This window comes from Streptomyces sp. NPDC017676 (assembly GCF_044329325.1).
Lineage (GTDB): Bacteria > Actinomycetota > Actinomycetes > Streptomycetales > Streptomycetaceae > Streptomyces.
Genome location: NZ_JBIRJA010000001.1, coordinates 236554 through 256237, shown reverse-complemented (window position 1 = coordinate 256237; position 19684 = coordinate 236554). Strand labels below are relative to the sequence as shown.

The following is a 19684-nucleotide window of genomic DNA, read 5'->3' as shown; positions in this document are numbered from 1 at the left end:
CATGGACCACCGTCTCAGCCCCGAGCTGGAGGACCTCCGCCGTACGGTGGAGGAGTTCGCGCACGATGTCGTGGCGCCGAAGATCGGCGACTTCTACGAGCGGCACGAGTTCCCGTACGAGATCGTCCGGGAGATGGGCCGCATGGGCCTGTTCGGGTTGCCGTTCCCGGAGGAGTACGGCGGTATGGGCGGTGACTACCTGGCGCTCGGCATCGCGCTGGAGGAGCTGGCCCGCGTCGACTCGTCGGTGGCCATCACCCTGGAGGCGGGGGTCTCGCTGGGCGCGATGCCGCTCCACCTGTTCGGCACTCAGGAGCAGAAGCGCCAGTGGCTGCCCCGGCTGTGCGCGGGTGAGGTCCTGGGGGCGTTCGGCCTGACCGAGCCCGACGGCGGCAGCGACGCGGGGGCGACCCGGACGACGGCCCGCCTCGACCCGGACACGGACGAGTGGGTGATCAACGGCACCAAGTGCTTCATCACGAACTCGGGCACGGACATCACGGGCCTGGTGACCGTCACCGCCGTCACCGGCCGCAAGCCGGACGGCCGGCCCGAGATCTCGTCGATCATCATCCCGTCGGGCACACCGGGCTTCACGGTGGCGGCGCCCTACTCGAAGGTCGGCTGGAACGCGTCGGACACCCGTGAGCTGTCGTTCACCGACGTCCGGGTCCCGGCCGCCAACCTCCTGGGCGAACAGGGGCGTGGTTACGCCCAGTTCCTGCGCATCCTGGACGAGGGCCGCATCGCCATCGCGGCCCTGGCGACGGGCCTGGCCCAGGGCTGCGTGGACGAGTCGGTGAAGTACGCCAAGGAACGCCGCGCCTTCGGCAAGCCCATCGGCGCCAACCAGGCGATCCAGTTCAAGATCGCCGACATGGAGATGAAGGCCCACACGGCCCGCCTCGCCTGGCGCGACGCCGCCAGCCGTCTGGTGGCCGGCGAACCCTTCAAGAAGGAGGCGGCCCTGGCCAAGCTCTACTCCTCCACGGTCGCCGTCGACAACGCCCGCGAGGCCACCCAGATCCACGGCGGCTACGGCTTCATGAACGAGTACCCGGTGGCCCGCATGTGGCGCGACTCCAAGATCCTGGAGATCGGCGAGGGCACGAGCGAGGTCCAGCGGATGCTGATCGCCCGCGAACTGGGCCTGGTGAGCTGACCCGGGGCCCGGCACCCGCACGGGACCGGCAGCACCGGCTGCCCGGTCCCGTGTCATCGCGCGCTGTCCCCGCCGTCGTCCGCGCGGGGACGCCGGGCTTCCTCCACGACGCGCCGCCAGGACCGGATCACATCGGGCACCTGGTCCAGAAGCCCCTTCAGGGCGGACAGAGCCGCGGACACGACGCCCGCCGTGCCGAGAACCGCCAGGATGATCTGCAGATCCACGCTCGGGTTCCTCCTGCGCCGGAGGGTGGCCGAGCCGAGGGATGACCGCGTACGCGAGGGCAGGTGTCTCAGGCCGACCACCCGGAATACGGATGACCAACTGAGGCCCTGCCGACGTACAGGCCGTGTGTGCAGTTGTCGCGATTGACGCGGGGTCGGCTCGCTGCCGGCCACCACGCCCGAAAGGGACGTCGGACCCATTCCCGTCGCAGCCGGCTGTACCGGCCGTGCGGTGTCGACCGTAGCCGCGCGGCCCCCGGCCTGTCCGCCGTACCGCCAACTCCGGGACCGACGACGGTTGTCCGCGCGGTGTGCTCCGGTCGAACGGGCAGGTACCCGCCCCCTGGACATCAGCTGAGGTTAGGCTAACCTACCTTCGAACTTGTCCGGCGGGCGCTCCGCCCCGTTCGAAAGCAGTCATACCCATGCCCCATGCCCGTGTCACCCACCTCACTCGCCGCGGCCTGCTCGCCGCCGGCGGCGCCCTCGGACTCGGTGCCGCACTCGCCGCCTGCGGGGACGACAAGGGCAAAGACAGCGGCTCCGGCACGGAGGCGAAGGCCGGCACGTCCGGGCCCTGGTCGTTCAAGGACGACCGCGGCACGACCGTGAAGCTGGACAAGGTCCCCGCGAACATCGTCGCGTTCACGGGTGTGGGCGCCGCGCTGTACGACTACGGCATCCAGGTGAAGGGCGTCTTCGGCCCGACGAAGACCACCGCCGGCAAGCCCGATGTGCAGGCCGGCGACATGGACATCAGCAAGGTGACGGTCCTCGGCAACACCTGGGGCCAGTTCAGCGTCGAGAAGTACGCCTCCCTCGCCCCGGACGTGCTCATCTCCACGATGTTCGACGACGCCGGCACCCTCTGGTACGTCCCCGAGGAGTCGAAGAAGAAGATCGCCCAGCTCGCTCCCAGCGTCGGCATCTCCGTCTACGACCGTCAGCTCACCGAGCCGCTCCAGCGCATGTGGGACCTCGCCGAGTCGCTCGGCGCGGACATGAAGGCCGCCAAGGTCACCGACGCCAAGAAGCGGTTCGAGGACGCCGCCGCCCGGCTGCGCGCCGCCGCCAAGGCCAAGCCCGGCATCAAGGTGATGGCGGGCAGCGCCAGCGACCAGCTCTTCTACGTCTCCGGCACCAACCTCTCCATCGACCTGGAGTACTTCAAGGCCCTCGGCGTGAACTTCGTGGAGCCGCCGGAGAGCGCCAAGAAGCAGGGCGGTGGCTGGTACGAGTCGCTGAGCTGGGAGAACGTCGACAAGTACCAGGCCGACATCATCATGATGGACGACCGCACCTCGGCGATCCAGCCCGCCGACATCACCAAGGCCACCTGGAAGAAGCTGCCCGCGGTGAAGGCGGGTCAGGTCATCCCCCGGTCCCCCGAGCCGATCCTGTCGTACGACAAGTGCGTGCCGCTGCTGACGAATCTGGCGGAGGCCCTGGAGAAGGCCAAGAAGGTCAGTTGACCCGTAAGCACCTCTGACAACGTCCTGATCCCCACCCTCAGGAGCTCCGTATGACGACGGCCGTAGCCGCCCCGTTCCGTTTCTTCGCCCTTCAGGTCGTACGGACGAGGCGGCTCGGTCCGTCTCTGGTCCGGGTCACCTTCGGCGGCGCCGATCTGCACGCCTTCCGCTCGGACGGGCGGGACCAGTCCCTGTCGCTCTTCCTCCCGCACCCCGGGCAGACCGAACCCGTCGTCCCGCTGGAACTGGGCGACGGCTGGTGGCAGGGGTGGCGGGAACTCCCGGACGACGTGCGGGCGGTGATGCGCTCGTACACGCTGCGGGCACTGCGCCGCGGCCCCGACGAGATCGACATCGACTTCGCCCTGCACGGCGTGGAGCCGGGTGCGGCCTCGCCCGCCGGCCCCGCCTCCCGCTGGGCCGCGCGCGCCGCCGCCGGTGACCGGGTGCTGCTGCTCGGCCCGGCCGTCGCCGACAACCGGGCGATCCGGTTCCGTCCGCCCGAGGACACCGGTCCCGTCGTGCTGTGCGGCGACGAGACCGCCGTGCCCGCCGCGACCGCGATCCTCGAAGCCCTCCCCGCCGGCACCCGGGCCCGGGCCTGGCTGGAGGTGCCGCACGCCGGTGACGTCCAGGACGTGCGCACGGCGGCGGACGCGGAGATCACGTGGCTCGTACGGCACGACGGGTCCCCCATGGCCGTCGACGCCGTACGAGCCGCCCCCCTGCCGGACGCCGAGGGGGCGTACGTGTGGATCGCCGGTGAGTCCGGTCAGGTGAAGGCGCTGCGGCGGCACTTCGTCGGTGAGCGCGGGGTGGACCGGCGGCGCGTCACCTTCGTCGGCTACTGGCGGCGGGGGATGACGGAGGAACAGCTCCGGGCCGCGGAGTAAACCTGACCCTTCGTGACATCGGCCACGGGTCACGGCATGTCCCGGGCCGTGAGATTTAGGTTAGGCTAACCTAAGTTGATCTCGCACGGACCGTCCCCTCGGAGGACCCCCACATGCGCTCGCACCTGCTCAATGGCCTCACCGCGGAGCACTACCGCCGCTCCGTGACCGAAGGAGTCGAGCGGGTGGCGGCCAAACTCGCCACCACCGACCGTCCGTTCACCGGCGTCACCGTGGACGCCCTCTCCCCCGCCATCGACGCGATCGACCTCGACCGCCCGCTGGGCGACACCCTCGCCGTGCTGGACGAACTGGAGGACGTCTACCTCCGGGACGCGGTCTACTTCCACCACCCCCGCTACCTCGCCCACCTCAACTGCCCGGTCGTCATCCCGGCGGTACTCGGCGAAGCCGTGCTCTCCGCGGTCAACTCCTCGCTGGACACCTGGGACCAGTCGGCCGGCGGCACCCTCATCGAGCGCAAGCTGATCGACTGGACGGCCGCCCGCATCGGCCTCGGCCCGGCCGCCGACGGCGTCTTCACGTCCGGCGGCACCCAGTCCAACCTCCAGGCGCTGCTGCTGGCCCGGGAGGAGGCCGAGCCAGGGCGGGAAGGAGGCGACTCGCTCGGCCGGCTGCGCGTGTTCACCTCCGAGGTCAGCCACTTCAGCGTCAGGAAGTCCGCGAAACTGCTCGGGCTCGGGCCGGACGCCGTCGTCACCGTCCCCGTCGACCACGACAAGCGCATGCAGACGGTCGCCCTCGCCCATGAGCTGGAGCGCTGCCGGCAGGACGGCCTGATCCCCATGGCCGTCGTCGCCACCGCCGGCACCACGGACTTCGGCTCCATCGACCCGCTCCCGGAGATCGCCGGGCTGTGCGCCCAGTACGGCGTCTGGATGCACGTCGACGCGGCCTACGGCTGCGGCCTGCTCGCCTCCCTGAAGTACCGGGACCGGATCGACGGCATCGAGCGTGCCGACTCGGTCACCGTCGATTACCACAAGTCCTTCTTCCAGCCCGTCAGTTCGTCCGCCGTGCTGGTCCGGGACGCGGCCACCCTGCGGCACGCCACCTACCACGCGGAGTACCTCAATCCGCGCCGCATGGTGCGGGAACGCATTCCCAACCAGGTCGACAAGTCCCTCCAGACCACCCGCCGCTTCGACGCCCTCAAACTGTGGATGACGCTGCGCACGATGGGCGCCGACGGCATCGGGCAGCTCTTCGACGAGGTCTGCGACCTGGCGCGGGAGGGCTGGAAGCTGCTCGCGGCCGACCCCCGCTACGACGTCGTCGTCGAGCCCAGCCTCTCCACCCTCGTCTTCCGCTACGTCCCGGCGGCCGTCACCGATCCGGCCGAGACCGACCGCGCCAACCTCTACGCCCGCAAGGCCCTGTTCGCCTCCGGTGACGCCGTGGTCGCGGGCACCAAGGTGGGCGGCCGCCACTACCTGAAGTTCACCCTGCTCAACCCCGAGACACAGACGGCCGACATCGCCGCCGTCCTCGATCTGATCGCCGGCCACGCCGAGCAGTACCTGGGAGAGTCCCTTGACCGCGCGTCCTGAAGCCCACGGCAAGACCCACGACTTCGTGGGGATCGGGCTCGGCCCCTTCAACCTCGGCCTCGCCTGCCTCACCGAGCCGATCGCCGAACTGGACGGCGTCTTCCTGGAGTCCAAGCCCGACTTCGAGTGGCACGCCGGCATGTTCCTGGACGGCGCCCACCTCCAGACCCCGTTCCTGTCGGACCTCGTCACCCTGGCCGACCCGACCTCGCCGTACTCCTTCCTGAACTACCTGAAGGAGAAGGGCAGACTGTACTCGTTCTACATCCGCGAGAACTTCTACCCGCTGCGGGTCGAGTACGACGACTACTGTCGCTGGGCCGCGAACAAACTGAGCAGCGTCCGCTTCGGCACCACGGTCACCGAGGTGACGTACGAGGACGAGCGGTACGTCGTGCGCACCGGCGCCGGGGACACCTACCGGGCCCGGCACCTGGTCCTCGGCACCGGCACGGTCCCCTTCGTACCCGAGGCGTGCCAGGGCCTGGGCGGCGACTTCCTGCACACCTCGCAGTACATGCACCGCAAGACGGAGCTGCTGGAGAAGAAGTCGATCACGATCGTCGGCAGCGGCCAGAGCGCGGCCGAGATCTACCACGAACTCCTCGCCGGGATCGACGTCCACGGCTACCGGCTCAACTGGGTCACCCGCTCGCCGCGGTTCTTCCCGCTGGAGTACACCAAACTGACCCTGGAGATGACCTCCCCGGACTACGTCGACTACTTCCGGGCACTGCCCGAGGAGACCCGCTACCGGCTGGAGAAGCAGCAGAAGGGCCTGTTCAAGGGCATCAACTCGGACCTCGTCGACGCCATCTTCGACCTGCTGTACCAGAAGAACGTCGAGAGCGGCGACCGCCCGGTCCCCACCCGGCTGCTCACCAACTCCACCCTGCGCACGGCGACGTACCAGGACGGCACGTACACGCTCGGCTTCCACCAGGACGAGCAGGGCAAGGACTTCGAGATCCGCAGCGAGGGCCTGGTCCTGGCCACCGGCTACCACTACACCCCGCCGGCGTTCCTCGCCCCGGTCCAAGGCCGGCTCCGCTTCGACGGCCACGGCCGCTTCGACGTCGCCCGCAACTACTCCGTCGACGTCACCGGCCGCGGGGTCTTCCTCCAGAACGCCGGCGTCCACACCCACAGCATCACCAGCCCCGACCTGGGCATGGGCGCGTACCGGAACGCGTACATCATCCGGGAACTGCTCGGCACGGAGTACTACCCGGTGGAGAAGACCATCGCCTTCCAGGAGTTCGCGGTATGACCCGCACGACCCTGACCTTCACGTTCCGTCCCGTCGATCCGCTCACCGACGCCGAGCTGCTGCACTCCTGGGTCACCCATCCCAAGGCGGCCTTCTGGATGATGCAGGACGCGCGGCTGGAGGACGTCGAGCGCGCCTACATGGAGATCGCGGCGGACGAGCACCATCACGCCCTGCTCGGGCTGCGCGACGGCACGCCCGTCTTCCTGATGGAGACGTACGACCCCGCGCACCGCGAGCTGGCCGGGCTGTACGAGCCGCGGCCGGGCGATGTCGGGATGCACTTCCTGACCCCGGCCACCGACACCCCCGTGCACGGCTTCACCAGGGCCGTCATCACCGCCGTCATGGCCCGTCTCTTCGAGGACCCGGCGGTGCGGCGCGTCGTCGTCGAGCCGGACGTCCGCAACACGGCGGTGCACGCCCTGAACGCGGCCGTCGGGTTCGTGCCCGAGCGGGAGATCGACAAGCCGGAGAAGCGGGCGCTGCTGAGCTTCTGCACCCGTGAACAGTTCGAGAAGACGGTGACCATATGACCCTCGCCGACGCCGTGGCCCATCTGTCCCCCGAGCGCTGGGCGACCGCCAACCGGCTGCTGCTGCGCAAGGCGCTCGCCGAGTTCGCGCACGAGCGGCTGATCACCCCGGACGAGGACGGCGGCCGGTACGTCGTCCGCAGCGACGACGGGCTCACCACCTACCGGTTCAGCGCCGTGCGGCGGGCCCTCGACCACTGGGAGATCGACCCGGACTCCCTCACCCGGCACCGCGAGGGCACCGAACTCCCGCTGGCCGCCCTGGACTTCTTCATCGAGCTGAAGAAGTCGCTGGGGCTGGGCGACGAGGTCCTGCCGGTCTACCTGGAGGAGATCTCCTCCACCCTCTCGGGCATCTGCTACAAGCTCACCAAGCCCCGCGTGACCTCCGCCGAGCTGGCGCGGAGCGGCTTCCAGGCGATCGAGACCGGGATGACCGAGGGCCATCCGTGCTTCGTCGCGAACAACGGGCGGCTCGGCTTCGGCGTCCACGAGTACCTGTCGTACGCGCCGGAGACGGCGAGCCCGGTGCGGCTGGTGTGGCTGGCCGCGCACCGCTCGCGGGCCGCGTTCACGGCCGGTGCCGGGATCGAGTACGAGTCGTTCCTGCGCAGGGAGCTGGGCGAGAAGACGGTGGAGCGGTTCCGTGCCGTCCTCACCGACCGGGGCCTGGACCCCGCCGACTACCTGTTCATCCCGGTCCACCCCTGGCAGTGGTGGAACAAGCTCAGCGTCACGTTCGCCGCCGAGGTGGCCCGTGAGCTGCTGGTCTGCCTGGGCGAGGGCGACGACGAGTACCTGGCCCAGCAGTCGATCCGCACCTTCTTCAACACCAGCGACCCGCACAAGCACTATGTGAAGACCGCCCTGTCGGTCCTCAACATGGGCTTCATGCGCGGTCTGTCCGCCGCCTACATGGAGGCGACCCCGGCCATCAACGACTGGCTGGCCCAGCTGATCGACAGCGACCCGGTGCTGAAGTCGACGGGCCTGTCCATCATCCGGGAGCGGGCCGCCGTCGGCTACCGGCACCTGGAGTACGAGCGGGCCACCGACCGCTACTCGCCGTACCGCAAGATGCTGGCCGCGCTGTGGCGGGAGAGCCCCGTGCCCTCGCTGCGGGACGGCGAGACCCTGGCCACCATGGCCTCGCTGCTGCACGTGGACGACGAGGGCGCCTCCTTCGCGGGCGCCCTCATCGAACGCTCGGGCCTGGCCCCCACCGCGTGGCTGCGGCAGTACCTGCGGGCCTACTACACCCCGCTGCTGCACAGCTTCTACGCCTACGACCTGGTGTTCATGCCGCACGGCGAGAACACGATCCTGGTGCTGCGGGACGGGGCCGTGCAGCGGGCGGTCTACAAGGACATCGCCGAGGAGATCGCCGTCATGGACCCGGACGCGGCCCTGCCGCCGGAGGTGCGGCGGATCCGTGTCGAGGTCCCCGAGGACAAGAAGCTGCTGTCCGTCTTCACGGACGTCTTCGACTGCTTCTTCCGCTTCCTCGCCGCCCGCCTCGCCGCCGAGGGCGTCCTGGAGGAGGACGGCTTCTGGCGCACGGTCGCCGAGGTCACCCGCGAGTACCAGGAGGCGAACCCGCACCTGGCGGACAGGTTCCGCCAGTACGACATGTTCGCCCCCGAGTTCGCGCTGTCCTGCCTGAACCGTCTCCAGCTCCGCGACAACAGGCAGATGGTGGACCTCGCCGACCCGTCCGGCGCGCTCCAGCTCGTCGGCACCCTGAAGAACCCGATCGCCGGGTTCTGACGGCACACGGACCTGACGGGCACCCAGCAGTACGGTCCTGCGGGGTGCCCGTCGGCCTTCGGGTCAGCGGGCCGGCCAGGGCACCTGCGGTGAGCGGTAGTAGTGGATGCCGAGGGCGTCCCAGCGGGGACCCTGGGCCGCCAGCCGGACCCGGTAGGCGTTCCAGTCGTGGGTCGCCGCCGGTGACCAGCCCAGCTCGGCCGCGCCGGCGAGCCGAGGGAACGCCATGTACTCGATCTCCGCGGTGTCCGTCACGTTCTCCGTCCACAGGGGTGCCTCGACACCCCGGACCGCCGAGGCCGGCACCCCGGCGAGATAGGCGCCCGGATCCCAGTCGTACGACCGCTTCACCTCCACCAGGCCCGCCCAGTCCTGACCGGGGCCGGTGTCCCGCGTGTACTTCATGTCGAGGTAGGTGCGGTCGGCCGGGGAGAGGATCAGGCCCGTGCCGTTCCGGGCGGCCTGGGCGACCTGTGCCTTCTCCGCCGCGCTGGTGTCGTCCAGGCCCCAGTACTGGGCGAGGGCGCCCTTCGCCGGGTGCGCGCCGGTGAGCTGGTGCCAGCCGATGACCGTCTTGCCGTAGCGGGCGACGACCGGCTGCACCCGGTCCATGAACGTCACGTAGTCCGCGTGGCTGGTGGAGTGCGCCTCGTCACCGCCGATGTGCAGGTAGCGGCCGGGGGTGAGGGCGGCCACCTCCCGGACGACGTCGTCCACGAAGTCGTAGGTGGCCTTCTTGGACACGCACAGCGAGCTGAAGCCGACCTCGGTCCCGGTGTACAGCGGGGGTGCCACGCCGTCGCAGTTGAGCCGGGCGTAGGAGGCGAGGGCCGCGTTGGTGTGGCCGGGCATGTCGATCTCGGGCACGACCTCCAGGTAGCGGGAGGCCGCGTACCGCACGATCTCCCGGTAGTCGGCCTTGGTGTAGTGGCCGCCCGGGCCGCCACCGACCTGGGTGGAGCCGCCGTAGGAGGCCAGGCGCGGCCAGGAGTCGATCGCGATGCGCCAGCCCTGGTCGTCGCTGAGGTGCAGGTGCAGCTCGTTGACCTTGTAGAGGGCCAACTGGTCGATGTAACGATTGACTTGGTCGACCGTGAAGAAGTGCCGGGAGACGTCGAGCATGGCGCCCCGGTAGGCGTAGCGGGGGCGGTCCCGGACGGTGCCGCCGGCGATCGGCCAGGGGCCGGGCTGGACGGTCTTCTTCTCGACGGCCGCCGGGAGGAGCTGGCGCAGGGTCTGGACGCCGTGGAAGAGGCCGGCGGGGGTGCGCGCGGTGAGGGTGACTCCGCCCGCGGCGCTGTGCAGCCGGTAGCCCTCGGCGCCGAAGTCGCCCTGGCCCAGGGAGAGTCGGATGCCGCCGGTGCCGTGGTCGGTGACCGGCAGCGGATAGCCGGTGGCCGGGCGCAGCAGGCCGGCCAGGTAGCCGCCGACGCGGCGGACCTCGGCGGATCCGTCGACGCGGATGCGGGTGTCGCGGGTGATGCGGTACGGCGTTCCGCCGGGCGTCACCGACGCCGGGGCCGGGACCACCCGGTCCAGGGGGGTCGGGGCGGCGGCCTGCGCCGTGCGGTCCGCGCCGAGGGTGACGACGCCGGCCGCCGCGAGCAGCAGCAGGGAACCGAGGACGTGGGACAGGCGGGGAGTCGTGCCGTGGTTCCGTCTCACAAGCGCTCCCTTCGGAAGGGGTGACCGTCAGACTTGGTCGAGACCACTGTCCCGCAGATCGGGTGGAACAATCCCCGCATGGCGGAAATCATCCAGAAGGACGGTACTTGGGCCTTCGACGGGGACGCCTTGCGCCTCACCCCGGGCCGGGACAAGAACGTGGGCCTGCTCCGCCGTGAGCTGGGCGAACTCATCGTACCGCTCGGCGCTTTGGCCGGTGTCTCCTTCGAACAGGGCCGGAAGTCGGGGCGGCTCAGGCTGCGGCTGCGCGACGGCGCCGACCCGCTGCTGCACGCCACCGGGGGCCGGCTCGCCGAGCCGCACGACCCGTACCAGCTGACGGTGGAGCCCGACCGGTACGGCGTCGCCGAGTACGTCGCCGACGAGGTGCGCAACGCCCTGCTGCTGGACGGGGTGCCGCCGGAGCCGGTCGACGGGTATCTGCTGCCGGGCCCGTCCGTGCCGGTGTCCGCCTCGGCCGGGGACGGCACGGCGGGCTTCGACGGGGAGCGGGTGCGGCTGGAGTGGAACTGGAAGACCGAGGAGGCCAAGGCCTCCGCCGGGCCGCGCACGATCCCCCTCGCGGACGTCACCGGCGTCGAGTGGCAGCCCGCGGCCGGCCTGGAGAACGGGCACCTGCGGTTCCTGGTGCGCGGCACCCCGGTCACCGCACCGCCCAAGTACGACCCGAACGCGGTCGAGCTGTGGGGCTTCAAGAAGGATCCGCTGATGGCCCTGGTCGCGGCGGCGGTGCAGGCGCGCCTGCCGCATCCTTCGGCGGCGGAGCCTGACGTACGGCAGGACGCCGGCCGGCCGGCCGGGGAGGGCGCCGGGGACGACCACGACGTGCTGCTGCGCCGGCTGCGCGAGCTGGGCGAGCTGCACCGCGACGGAGTGCTGACGGACGAGGAGTTCGCCCTGGCCAAGGGGGCGGTCCTCAAGCGCCTGTGACGAAGGCGCCGGGGACCGCCCGCTCGGCTGGGGCCTACTTGGCCTTGCGGGACACCGTGAAGTGGTCGATGCGGTCGCCGGTCTCGGCGATGCCCGACACCGTCAGCGTGGTCTGCCGGCCCTTCGACGCGGGGGCGACGTCCACGCGCAGGAAGGAGTAGTTGAGGTAACGCACCCGGGACCAGGCGACGGTCTCGTTGACCTTGCCGTCCTTGGTGTTGACGAAGGAGGCCACGGAGTCGGTCTCGTGCTCGTGTCCCTCGTAGGAGTCCGGGGCGGAGAACGCGTACAGGCTGCGGCCGGCCGCGCCCGCGGTGACGTAGACCACACCGTCCGTCTCGGGGTAGGCCGTGCCGCCGATCGGCAGCTTCTTGGCGACCTTGCCCGCCTTGATGACGTCGGTGCGCTCGTACTGGTGGTTGTGACCGTTGATGACCAGGTCCACCGTGTACTTCTCGAACAGCGGCACCCACTCCTGGCGCACGCCCCCCTCCGACGCGTGCGCGGTGGAGGTGCAGTAGGCGCAGTGGTGGAAGAAGACGACGATGAAGTCGACGTCCTTCGAGGCGCGGAACTTCTTCAGCTGGCCTTCCAGCCACTTGGTCTGGGTTCCGCCGGATATGCCCAGGTTCGCCGGGATCTCGAAGGAGACGTCGTTGGCGTCGAGCGAGATGACCGCCGTGTTGCCGTAGACGAAGGAGTAGACGCCCGGCAGGTTCTTCTTGTCGGGGCCGTTGTCCGGGAGGTTCCAGCGGGCCTCCTCGCCGCCGTAGCCGTTGGGCGAGTACCAGGCCTCCATGTCGTGGTTGCCGTACGCGGGCATCCACGGGACCTGCTTGGCGACCGACTCGGTCTGGGCGAGGAAGGAGTCCCAGGTGCGCGAGTCGAAACCGGTGTCGGCGGTCTTGCCGGCGCCGGACGGGTCGGCGTAGGCGATGTCGCCGGCGTGCAGGTGGAAGGCCGGGTTCTGGCCGAGCAGGAGGCTGTTGTTGGCCAGGCCGTGGTAGCCGACGCCCTCGTCACCGAAGGCGGTGAAGGTGAACGGCGCCTTGTGGGCGGGGGCGGTGGTGAACGTGCCCACCGTGCCCAGCAGGTGCGGCTCGGCCGGGTCGAAGCCCTGGTGGCCGACGCCGTAGTAGTAGGTCTTGCCGGGGCGCAGGTGGGTCAGCTTGGCGTGCAGGTAGTACTGGGTGTGGTCGCCGCTCGCGCCGACACCGGCCGGGGTGTAGAGGGTGCGGACCTCGGCGTCGATCCTGCGCGAGAGGTCCCAGGGGTGGGCGCCGATGCGGATGAACGGCTTCTTGACGGCGACCGGGACCTGCCAGGAGACGGTGATCTCGGTGCGCGGGTCGTTGCCCCAGGCGAGGTGGCGGCCGAAGGGGGCGACGAGGGCGCCGTCGACGTGCTGGGTGGCGGGGGCGGTCCGCTGGGTCGGCACGGCCGCCTGGGCGGTGGCGCCCGGCACGAACGCGCCACCCGCGACGGCGCCCAGCGTGACCGCGCCGCCCCTGATCATGGTGCGCCGCGAGAATCTGGCGCGCAGGTACTCATGCTGCTCGGCCATGCTCATGCGCGCGGCCAGCTTCTCGGGTACTCCCATACGAGGAATGTCCATGGCGTCTGAAACTCGTCTGTTCGGGCAACGAGTCGCAGGACGTGGGATGGACAGCTCGCGAACAGAGCCCCATAAGAGTTTCAACAGCAGCTTGCCCGGAATCGGGCACGATTCTTGCGAAACACGCGCCGGTACTCCAGGATCTACCGGGTGCACGACGAACTTGTTGATCACCTGACGCGGTCCACGCCCCTCAGCCGGGGCGAGGCGCTGCGTGTGGTCCAGGACGTGCTCGCCTACTTCGACGAGACGATCCATGAGTTCGTCCGTCGCCGCCACCGCGAACTCCAGGCCCAGGGCCTGGTGAACGCGGAGATCTTCGAACGGATCGGGGCGGACCTGAAGTACCGGGCGGTGGCGCCGCCGGAGCTGACGCTCAGGCAGCTGCGCCGCATGGTCTACGGCTGAAACCAGCCGGAACCCGGCCGGCGCCAGCCCGGCCCAGCGACAGCCAAGGGATACCTCTATACATGTGCGGAATTGTCGGATACATCGGGAAGCGTGACGTCGCTCCCCTCCTCCTGGAGGGCCTCCAGCGCCTGGAGTACCGCGGCTACGACTCCGCGGGCGTCGTCGTCAGCTCCCCGAAGACGCCCGGCCTGAAGATGGTCAAGGCCAAGGGCCGGGTGCGCGACCTGGAGGCCAAGGTCCCGGCGCGCTTCAAGGGCACCACCGGCATCGCCCACACCCGCTGGGCCACCCACGGCGCCCCGTCCGACGTGAACGCCCACCCGCACATGTCGGCCGACAACAAGGTCGCCGTCGTCCACAACGGCATCATCGACAACGCCGCCGACCTGCGCCGCAAGCTGGAGGCCGACGGCGTCGAGTTCCTCTCCGAGACCGACACCGAGGTCCTCACCCACCTGATCGCCCGCGCACAGGCCGAGAAGCTGGAGGACAAGGTCCGCGAGGCCCTGCGGGTGGTCGAGGGCACGTACGGCATCGCGGTCATGCACGCCGACTTCTCCGACCGCATCGTGGTGGCCCGCAACGGCTCCCCGGTCGTCCTCGGCATCGGCGAGAAGGAGATGTTCGTCGCATCGGACATCGCCGCCCTGGTCGCCCACACCCGGCAGATAGTGACGCTGGACGACGGCGAGATGGCCACCCTCAAGGCCGACGACTTCCGCACGTACACCACCGAGGGCACCCGTACCTCGGCCGAGCCGACCACCGTGGAGTGGGAGGCGGCCTCCTACGACATGGGCGGCCACGACACCTACATGCACAAGGAGATCCACGAGCAGGCCGACGCCGTGGACCGCGTGCTGCGCGGCCGCATCGACGACCGCTTCTCCACCGTGCACCTGGGCGGCCTCAACCTGGACGCCCGCGAGGCCCGGCAGATCCGCCGCGTGAAGATCCTCGGCTGCGGCACCTCGTACCACGCGGGCATGATCGGCGCGCAGATGATCGAGGAGCTGGCCCGCATCCCCGCCGACGCCGAGCCCGCCTCCGAGTTCCGCTACCGCAACGCGGTCGTCGACCCCGACACCCTGTACATCGCGGTCTCCCAGTCCGGTGAGACGTACGACGTGCTGGCCGCCGTGCAGGAGCTCAAGCGCAAGGGCGCGCGGGTCCTCGGCGTGGTCAACGTCGTCGGCTCCGCGATCGCCCGCGAGGCCGACGGCGGCATCTACGTCCACGCGGGCCCCGAGGTCTGCGTGGTCTCCACGAAGTGCTTCACCAACACCACGGTCGCCTTCGCGCTGCTGGCCCTGCACCTCGGCCGCACCCGCGACCTCTCGGTCCGCGACGGCAAGCGGATCATCGAGGGCCTGCGCAAGCTGCCGCAGCAGATCACCGAGATCCTGGACCAGGAGGAGGAGATCAAGAAGCTCGCGGAGAGCTACGCCGACGCCCGCTCGATGCTCTTCATCGGCCGTGTCCGGGGCTACCCGGTGGCCCGCGAGGCTTCCCTGAAGCTCAAGGAGGTCTCCTACATCCACGCCGAGGCCTACCCCGCCTCCGAGCTGAAGCACGGCCCGCTGGCCCTCATCGAGCCGGCCCTCCCCACGGTCGCGATCGTCCCCGACGACGACCTGCTGGAGAAGAACCGCGCCGCGCTGGAGGAGATCAAGGCCCGCGAGGGCAAGATCCTGGCGGTGGCCCACCAGCACCAGGAGAAGGCGGACCAGACGGTCATCGTCCCGAAGAACGAGGACGAACTGGACCCGATCCTGATGGGCATTCCGCTCCAGCTCCTGGCGTACCACACGGCGAAGGCCCTGGGCCGGGACATCGACAAGCCCCGCAACCTCGCCAAGTCGGTGACGGTGGAGTAGCAGCCGGCAGACAGAACGGACCCCCACGTGTGCCACCTTTCACGTGGGGGTCCTTTCCGTGCTGCTCGACTTCAGCCGGCGGCCGTCACCCCCCGGCCCGCAGCACGCCCCGGAAGGGCCGTCGGCCAGTGGGCGAGCGCCGCCGTCGCCGCGTACCAGGCCACCGCCCCCGAGGCGACGGCCACCCAGCCCCCGGCCTTCGTGAGAGCGGAGCTGTCGGCGAAGGCCGCCACGGCCAGCACCACCATGGCCAGGAACAGCAGCCCGTGCATGAGCTGACCGAGGGTGTCCCCGCCGGCGACGGTCAGCGTGAGGGCGACCAGGGCGAACAGCAGCAGGAGGAGTCCGGCCGCGTTGGCCGAGCCGTGGTCCGACACCGCCCAGGTGAACCACAGGGCGCCGAGGGCGACGTACCCCACGCCGGAGGCGCCGTCGCGCAGGGCCAGCAGGCCGACGAGGAAGAGGGCGACCCCGCCCACGTAGTGGGCCACGGTCACGGCGTCGGAGACACCCACGCCGTCGATGACACCGGTCGTGCCGAGCCCGAATGCCAACAAGGTGATCGCCAGGGCCAGTCGGCCGACCACGGTGGTGCTCACGCTTCCCGCAGAGACGTCGTTGTCCACGGCGGGCTCCCTTCATGCATGTGCAGTTGTGCGGTGACCGGTATATGCCCTTCACAAGGGCACAAACACCTTCTACGCGCGAGTAACCCAGGCGGGCACAAAGGGAAGTGACGAGGCGTGAGGTAGCTGGGGGCGGCTACGGGATGACGATCACGGGCCGCTGCGCCCGCTTGGCGAGCCGCCCCGCGACCGAGCCGAAGATCCGGCCGACGATGCCGTGCGTGGAGCCGACCACGATCGCGTCGGCCTCGTACTCACGGCCGACCTCCTCCAGTTCGTGACAGATGTCCCCGCCCCGCTCGACCAGGATCCACGGGACCTCGGCCAGATAGTCCGCGCAGGCCAGCTCCAGCCCCAGGACCTCCGTGCGGTGGTCCGGCACGTCCACGAAGACGGGCGGCTCGCAGCCGGCCCACACCGTGGTGGGCAGCCGGTTGGCGACGTGCACGATGATCAGGCCGGAACCGGAACGGTGGGCCATGCCGATCGCATAGGCGAGGGCGCGCTCACTGGAGGTGGAGCCGTCGAAGCCGACGACGACTCCGTGCCGGAAGGCGGGGTCGCAGGACGGGCGTGACTCCGCCGCCGCCAGGGGATCGGCCGCCGTGGGGTCGGCGACCGGCCGCTTGCGGTCCGCGGGTTCGGAGAATTCGTGACCGGCCATGGCTGTCTCGGCGTTGTGATCCTTCATGGGTGGGACGACAGTGTGCTGCGGAAGCGTGCTGCGGAGCTGTGTCCGGGAAACATCTTCCCAAGCCCATACCCCCAAGGGTACGGCGGCACGCCTCCTGAGCCCAGATCCCGCGCACGCTCCGTGAGCGGTCCCCGACGTCCGTAGGGGTTCACCGGAGCATGCACGAGCCGCGCCCGCAACGCAATGGTTGCTGCCTCGTACAGGTGGTTTGCACGGGATTCACAGTTGCGTGTTCGGTGACCGACCGGTCGGACGGACGTTGAACCGGGGTGAGCCACCGCCACAGGGAGTACGAGATGCCCGGAGCCCGCCCCCGCCGCGACCCGCGCCCCGCACCGGACAGCGCGGGCGATGTGATCCGCTGGGCCGCCTTCAGCTGCGCGCTCGTCCCCGTGGTCCTCCTCTGGTACGGCGCCTCGCTGGCCGGCGCCGCGGGCACGGCGCTGGGCCTCGCCGCCGTCACGGCGGCCTGCCGGGTGCTGCTGCGGCGCTCCGAGCGGTGTGCCGAGCGTTGCGCCGCGCAAAGAGGCGGACGTCACACCCGGGAGCAGACACCGGGCGACTGACCTGTTTCCGTACCTGCGAGCGCTGCTTTTCAGCCAACTTCTGGATATCGACCAGGAGGGGTCCGAACCACCCCCCATCCCCCGTTCCACCTGCACGGAAAGGGTCTACGGGTCGCTGTGCACCCTACGCGGTTTGGCCACTGCGACAAGGCGCACTTCCCTGCACGCCTCGCGAGTGCAACGCTTCGTGATCGAATGCTTCACGCCAAGTTGTCATGTCGACAATGTGCCGCGTGTGGAACTGGTCACCGCATGACCGCGGGAGCCAGTAGATTCGATCTTGACTGTCTTACGGCGGGGGACTCGTGCAGGACCGAGGGGAAACGTGCAGGAGCGACACAACCGAGGAGCCGCGACCACCGAGGGGGGCTTAGCAGTATGAGCCACGACTCCACTGCCTCGCCGGACGCCGCAGCCCGGAAACTGTCCGGGCGACGCCGCAAGGAGATCGTCGCGGTGCTGCTGTTCAGCGGCGGCCCCATCTTCGAGAGTTCCATACCGCTGTCGGTGTTCGGGATCGACCGCCAGGACGCCGGCGTGCCGCGCTACCGCCTTCTGGTGTGTGCCGGCGAGGAAGGCCCGCTGCGGACCACAGGGGGCCTGGAACTCACCGCGCCGCATGGGCTGGAGGCGATCTCACGCGCCGGGACGGTCGTCGTACCGGCCTGGCGTTCGATCACCTCGCCGCCGCCGGAGGAAGCACTGGACGCGCTGCGCCGGGCGCACGAGGAGGGCGCCCGCATCGTCGGGCTGTGCACGGGCGCCTTCGTGCTCGCGGCGGCCGGACTGCTGGACGGCCGCCCGGCGACCACGCACTGGATGTACGCGCCGACGCTGGCCAAGCGCTATCCGTCGGTGCACGTCGATCCACGCGAGCTGTTCGTCGACGACGGCGACGTGCTGACGAGCGCGGGTACGGCGGCCGGAATCGATCTCTGTCTCCACATCGTGCGGACGGACCACGGCAACGAGGCGGCCGGAGCGCTCGCCCGGCGCCTGGTGGTCCCGCCGCGCCGGTCGGGCGGCCAGGAGCGCTATCTCGACCGGTCTTTACCGGAGGAGATCGGCGCCGACCCGCTGGCCGAGGTCGTCGCCTGGGCGCTGGAACACCTCCACGAGCAGTTCGACGTGGAGACACTGGCGGCACGCGCCTACATGAGCCGCCGTACGTTCGACCGCCGGTTCCGCTCGCTGACGGGCAGCGCGCCGCTGCAGTGGCTGATCACCCAGCGGGTGCTCCAGGCCCAGCGTCTGCTGGAGACGTCGGACTACTCCGTGGACGAGGTGGCGGGCCGGTGCGGATTCCGCTCGCCGGTGGCCCTGCGCGGCCACTTCCGCCGCCAGCTCGGCTCGTCCCCCGCCGCCTACCGGGCCGCCTACCGGGCCCGCCGGCCGCAGGGCGACAAGCCGGGTGAGACGGAAGCGGCCGCGCCCCAGGCCGGCCAGCAGGGCGCGCCCACGGGCCTGCCCGGCCCCGGCCCGGTGAGCCCGGCTCCTCTGCTCCACGAGCACCGGGACAGCGGGGTGCCCCTGCAGAGCCGCCGCGCCACGGCGGGCGCGGTGGGCCTGCTGCCGGGTCCGCGCAGCGGTAACTGAGCGCGACGGGACAGGGGGCGGGAGCATCCCGCCCCCTGTCCCGCGTCCGGGACGGCGGCGCTCTGAGGGCACGGGGAACCGCGCGACCAGCCACGACGCGCGCAGCCGAATGACGACCCTCTCCCCGCTTCCCGCGCGGCACGGGGGCACGCAAAACCTCAGCCCCGCTTTAGGGTGGTCGCATGAACGATCGCATGGTGTGGATCGACTGCGAGATGACCGGCCTCTCGCTGTCCGACGACGCTCTCATCGAGGTGGCCGCCCTCGTCACCGACTCCGAGCTGAACGTACTCGGCGAGGGGGTGGACATCGTCATCCGCCCGCCGGACCGGGCGCTGGAGACGATGCCGGAGGTGGTGCGTCAGATGCACACCGCGTCCGGGCTGCTCGCCGAGCTGGCGAGCGGCACGACCCTGGAGGACGCCGAGGAGCAGGTCCTCGCCTATGTCCGGGAGTACGTGAAGGAGCCCGGCAAGGCCCCGCTGTGCGGCAACTCGGTCGGCACCGACCGCGGCTTCCTCCTCCGCGACATGCCGACGCTGGAGGACTACCTCCACTACCGCATCGTCGACGTCTCCTCGATCAAGGAGCTCGCCCGCCGCTGGTACCCGCGGGCGTACTTCAACAGTCCGGAGAAGAACGGCAACCACCGGGCCCTCGCCGACATCCGCGAGTCGATCGCCGAGCTGCGCTACTACCGCGAGGCCATCTTCGTGCCGCAGCCCGGGCCGGACTCCGACACCGCGAAGACGATCGCCGCCAAGCACGTCCTGCCCGCTCGGTAGC

Annotated in this window: 18 protein-coding genes; 13 read left to right on the top strand and 5 right to left on the bottom strand. The window is 70.3% G+C overall.

Going from position 1 to position 19684, the window contains the following annotated elements; genetic code table 11:
• The first annotated feature begins 1 nt into the window (after position 1).
• Entirely contained in the window at positions 2-1162 is a 1161-nt protein-coding gene (locus ACH4LD_RS01160; protein WP_398053133.1) for an acyl-CoA dehydrogenase family protein, read from the top strand.
• 53 nt (positions 1163-1215) lie between these two features.
• Here ACH4LD_RS01160 and ACH4LD_RS01155 read toward each other — a convergent pair whose 3' ends face one another.
• Entirely contained in the window at positions 1216-1389 is a 174-nt protein-coding gene (locus tag ACH4LD_RS01155; RefSeq protein ID WP_398053132.1) for a hypothetical protein, read from the bottom strand.
• A 425-nt stretch (positions 1390-1814) separates the two neighbouring features.
• Between ACH4LD_RS01155 and ACH4LD_RS01150 the strand changes: the two genes are divergently transcribed.
• The 6 genes from ACH4LD_RS01150 to ACH4LD_RS01125 all read left to right on the top strand — a co-directional run bounded on the left by ACH4LD_RS01150 (position 1815) and on the right by ACH4LD_RS01125 (position 8897).
• Positions 1815-2861 (top strand): ABC transporter substrate-binding protein, encoded by a 1047-nt coding sequence (locus ACH4LD_RS01150; RefSeq protein ID WP_398053131.1) that lies wholly within the window; start codon positions 1815-1817, stop codon positions 2859-2861.
• A 50-nt stretch (positions 2862-2911) separates the two neighbouring features.
• Positions 2912-3754 (top strand): siderophore-interacting protein, encoded by an 843-nt coding sequence (locus ACH4LD_RS01145; RefSeq protein ID WP_398053130.1) that lies wholly within the window; start codon positions 2912-2914, stop codon positions 3752-3754.
• Between the two features lie 113 nt (positions 3755-3867).
• The gene (gene desA / locus ACH4LD_RS01140; protein WP_398053129.1) at positions 3868-5325 is read left to right on the top strand and encodes a lysine decarboxylase DesA; all 1458 of its coding nucleotides are present in this window, start codon (positions 3868-3870) and stop codon (positions 5323-5325) included.
• The gene (locus ACH4LD_RS01135; protein WP_398053128.1) at positions 5309-6595 is read left to right on the top strand and encodes a lysine N(6)-hydroxylase/L-ornithine N(5)-oxygenase family protein; all 1287 of its coding nucleotides are present in this window, start codon (positions 5309-5311) and stop codon (positions 6593-6595) included. Before desA ends, ACH4LD_RS01135 begins: the two co-directional genes overlap by 17 nt.
• On the top strand, positions 6592-7131 hold the full coding sequence (locus ACH4LD_RS01130) for a GNAT family N-acetyltransferase (RefSeq protein WP_398053127.1): 540 nt from the start codon (positions 6592-6594) through the stop codon (positions 7129-7131). Before ACH4LD_RS01135 ends, ACH4LD_RS01130 begins: the two co-directional genes overlap by 4 nt.
• Positions 7128-8897 carry an IucA/IucC family protein gene (locus ACH4LD_RS01125; RefSeq protein ID WP_398053126.1) on the top strand — a complete coding sequence of 590 codons (1770 nt, stop codon included), beginning with the start codon at positions 7128-7130 and terminating at the stop codon, positions 8895-8897. Before ACH4LD_RS01130 ends, ACH4LD_RS01125 begins: the two co-directional genes overlap by 4 nt.
• Positions 8898-8960: 63 nt before the next feature.
• Here the strand turns inward: ACH4LD_RS01125 and ACH4LD_RS01120 are convergent, their stop codons facing one another.
• The gene (locus ACH4LD_RS01120; RefSeq protein ID WP_398053125.1) at positions 8961-10562 is read right to left on the bottom strand and encodes a beta-N-acetylhexosaminidase; all 1602 of its coding nucleotides are present in this window, start codon (positions 10560-10562) and stop codon (positions 8961-8963) included.
• 78 nt (positions 10563-10640) lie between these two features.
• Here ACH4LD_RS01120 and ACH4LD_RS01115 point away from each other — a divergent pair, with 78 nt between their 5' ends.
• The gene (locus ACH4LD_RS01115; protein WP_398053124.1) at positions 10641-11513 is read left to right on the top strand and encodes a DUF4429 domain-containing protein; all 873 of its coding nucleotides are present in this window, start codon (positions 10641-10643) and stop codon (positions 11511-11513) included.
• A 34-nt stretch (positions 11514-11547) separates the two neighbouring features.
• Here the strand turns inward: ACH4LD_RS01115 and ACH4LD_RS01110 are convergent, their stop codons facing one another.
• Positions 11548-13113: a fibronectin type III domain-containing protein gene (locus tag ACH4LD_RS01110; RefSeq protein ID WP_398053123.1), complete on the bottom strand. Its 1566-nt coding sequence runs from the start codon at positions 13111-13113 to the stop codon at positions 11548-11550.
• A gap of 165 nt (positions 13114-13278) precedes the next feature.
• Here ACH4LD_RS01110 and ACH4LD_RS01105 point away from each other — a divergent pair, with 165 nt between their 5' ends.
• Together ACH4LD_RS01105 and glmS are read left to right on the top strand one after the other, a co-directional pair.
• Positions 13279-13536, top strand: a complete 258-nt coding sequence (locus tag ACH4LD_RS01105; protein WP_103810215.1) for a hypothetical protein — start codon at positions 13279-13281, stop codon at positions 13534-13536.
• A gap of 62 nt (positions 13537-13598) precedes the next feature.
• Positions 13599-15416 (top strand): glutamine--fructose-6-phosphate transaminase (isomerizing), encoded by a 1818-nt coding sequence (gene glmS / locus ACH4LD_RS01100; RefSeq protein ID WP_132786106.1) that lies wholly within the window; start codon positions 13599-13601, stop codon positions 15414-15416.
• A gap of 71 nt (positions 15417-15487) precedes the next feature.
• Here the strand turns inward: glmS and ACH4LD_RS01095 are convergent, their stop codons facing one another.
• Both ACH4LD_RS01095 and ACH4LD_RS01090 read right to left on the bottom strand, forming a co-directional pair.
• Positions 15488-16042 (bottom strand): hypothetical protein, encoded by a 555-nt coding sequence (locus tag ACH4LD_RS01095; RefSeq protein WP_398053122.1) that lies wholly within the window; start codon positions 16040-16042, stop codon positions 15488-15490.
• Positions 16043-16178: 136 nt separating this feature from the next.
• Entirely contained in the window at positions 16179-16706 is a 528-nt protein-coding gene (locus ACH4LD_RS01090; RefSeq protein WP_132786301.1) for a universal stress protein, read from the bottom strand.
• Between the two features lie 326 nt (positions 16707-17032).
• On the opposite strand from ACH4LD_RS01090, the gene ACH4LD_RS01085 reads away from it, so the two are divergent.
• From ACH4LD_RS01085 to orn, 3 genes are all read left to right on the top strand, one after another.
• Positions 17033-17302, top strand: a complete 270-nt coding sequence (locus tag ACH4LD_RS01085; RefSeq protein ID WP_398053121.1) for a hypothetical protein — start codon at positions 17033-17035, stop codon at positions 17300-17302.
• A 378-nt stretch (positions 17303-17680) separates the two neighbouring features.
• Positions 17681-18898 (top strand): helix-turn-helix domain-containing protein, encoded by a 1218-nt coding sequence (locus ACH4LD_RS01080; RefSeq protein WP_398053120.1) that lies wholly within the window; start codon positions 17681-17683, stop codon positions 18896-18898.
• Positions 18899-19080: 182 nt separating this feature from the next.
• Complete coding sequence (gene orn / locus ACH4LD_RS01075) at positions 19081-19683, top strand: oligoribonuclease (protein ID WP_132786103.1); 603 nt, start codon at positions 19081-19083, stop codon at positions 19681-19683.
• Position 19684: the final 1 nt, after the last annotated feature.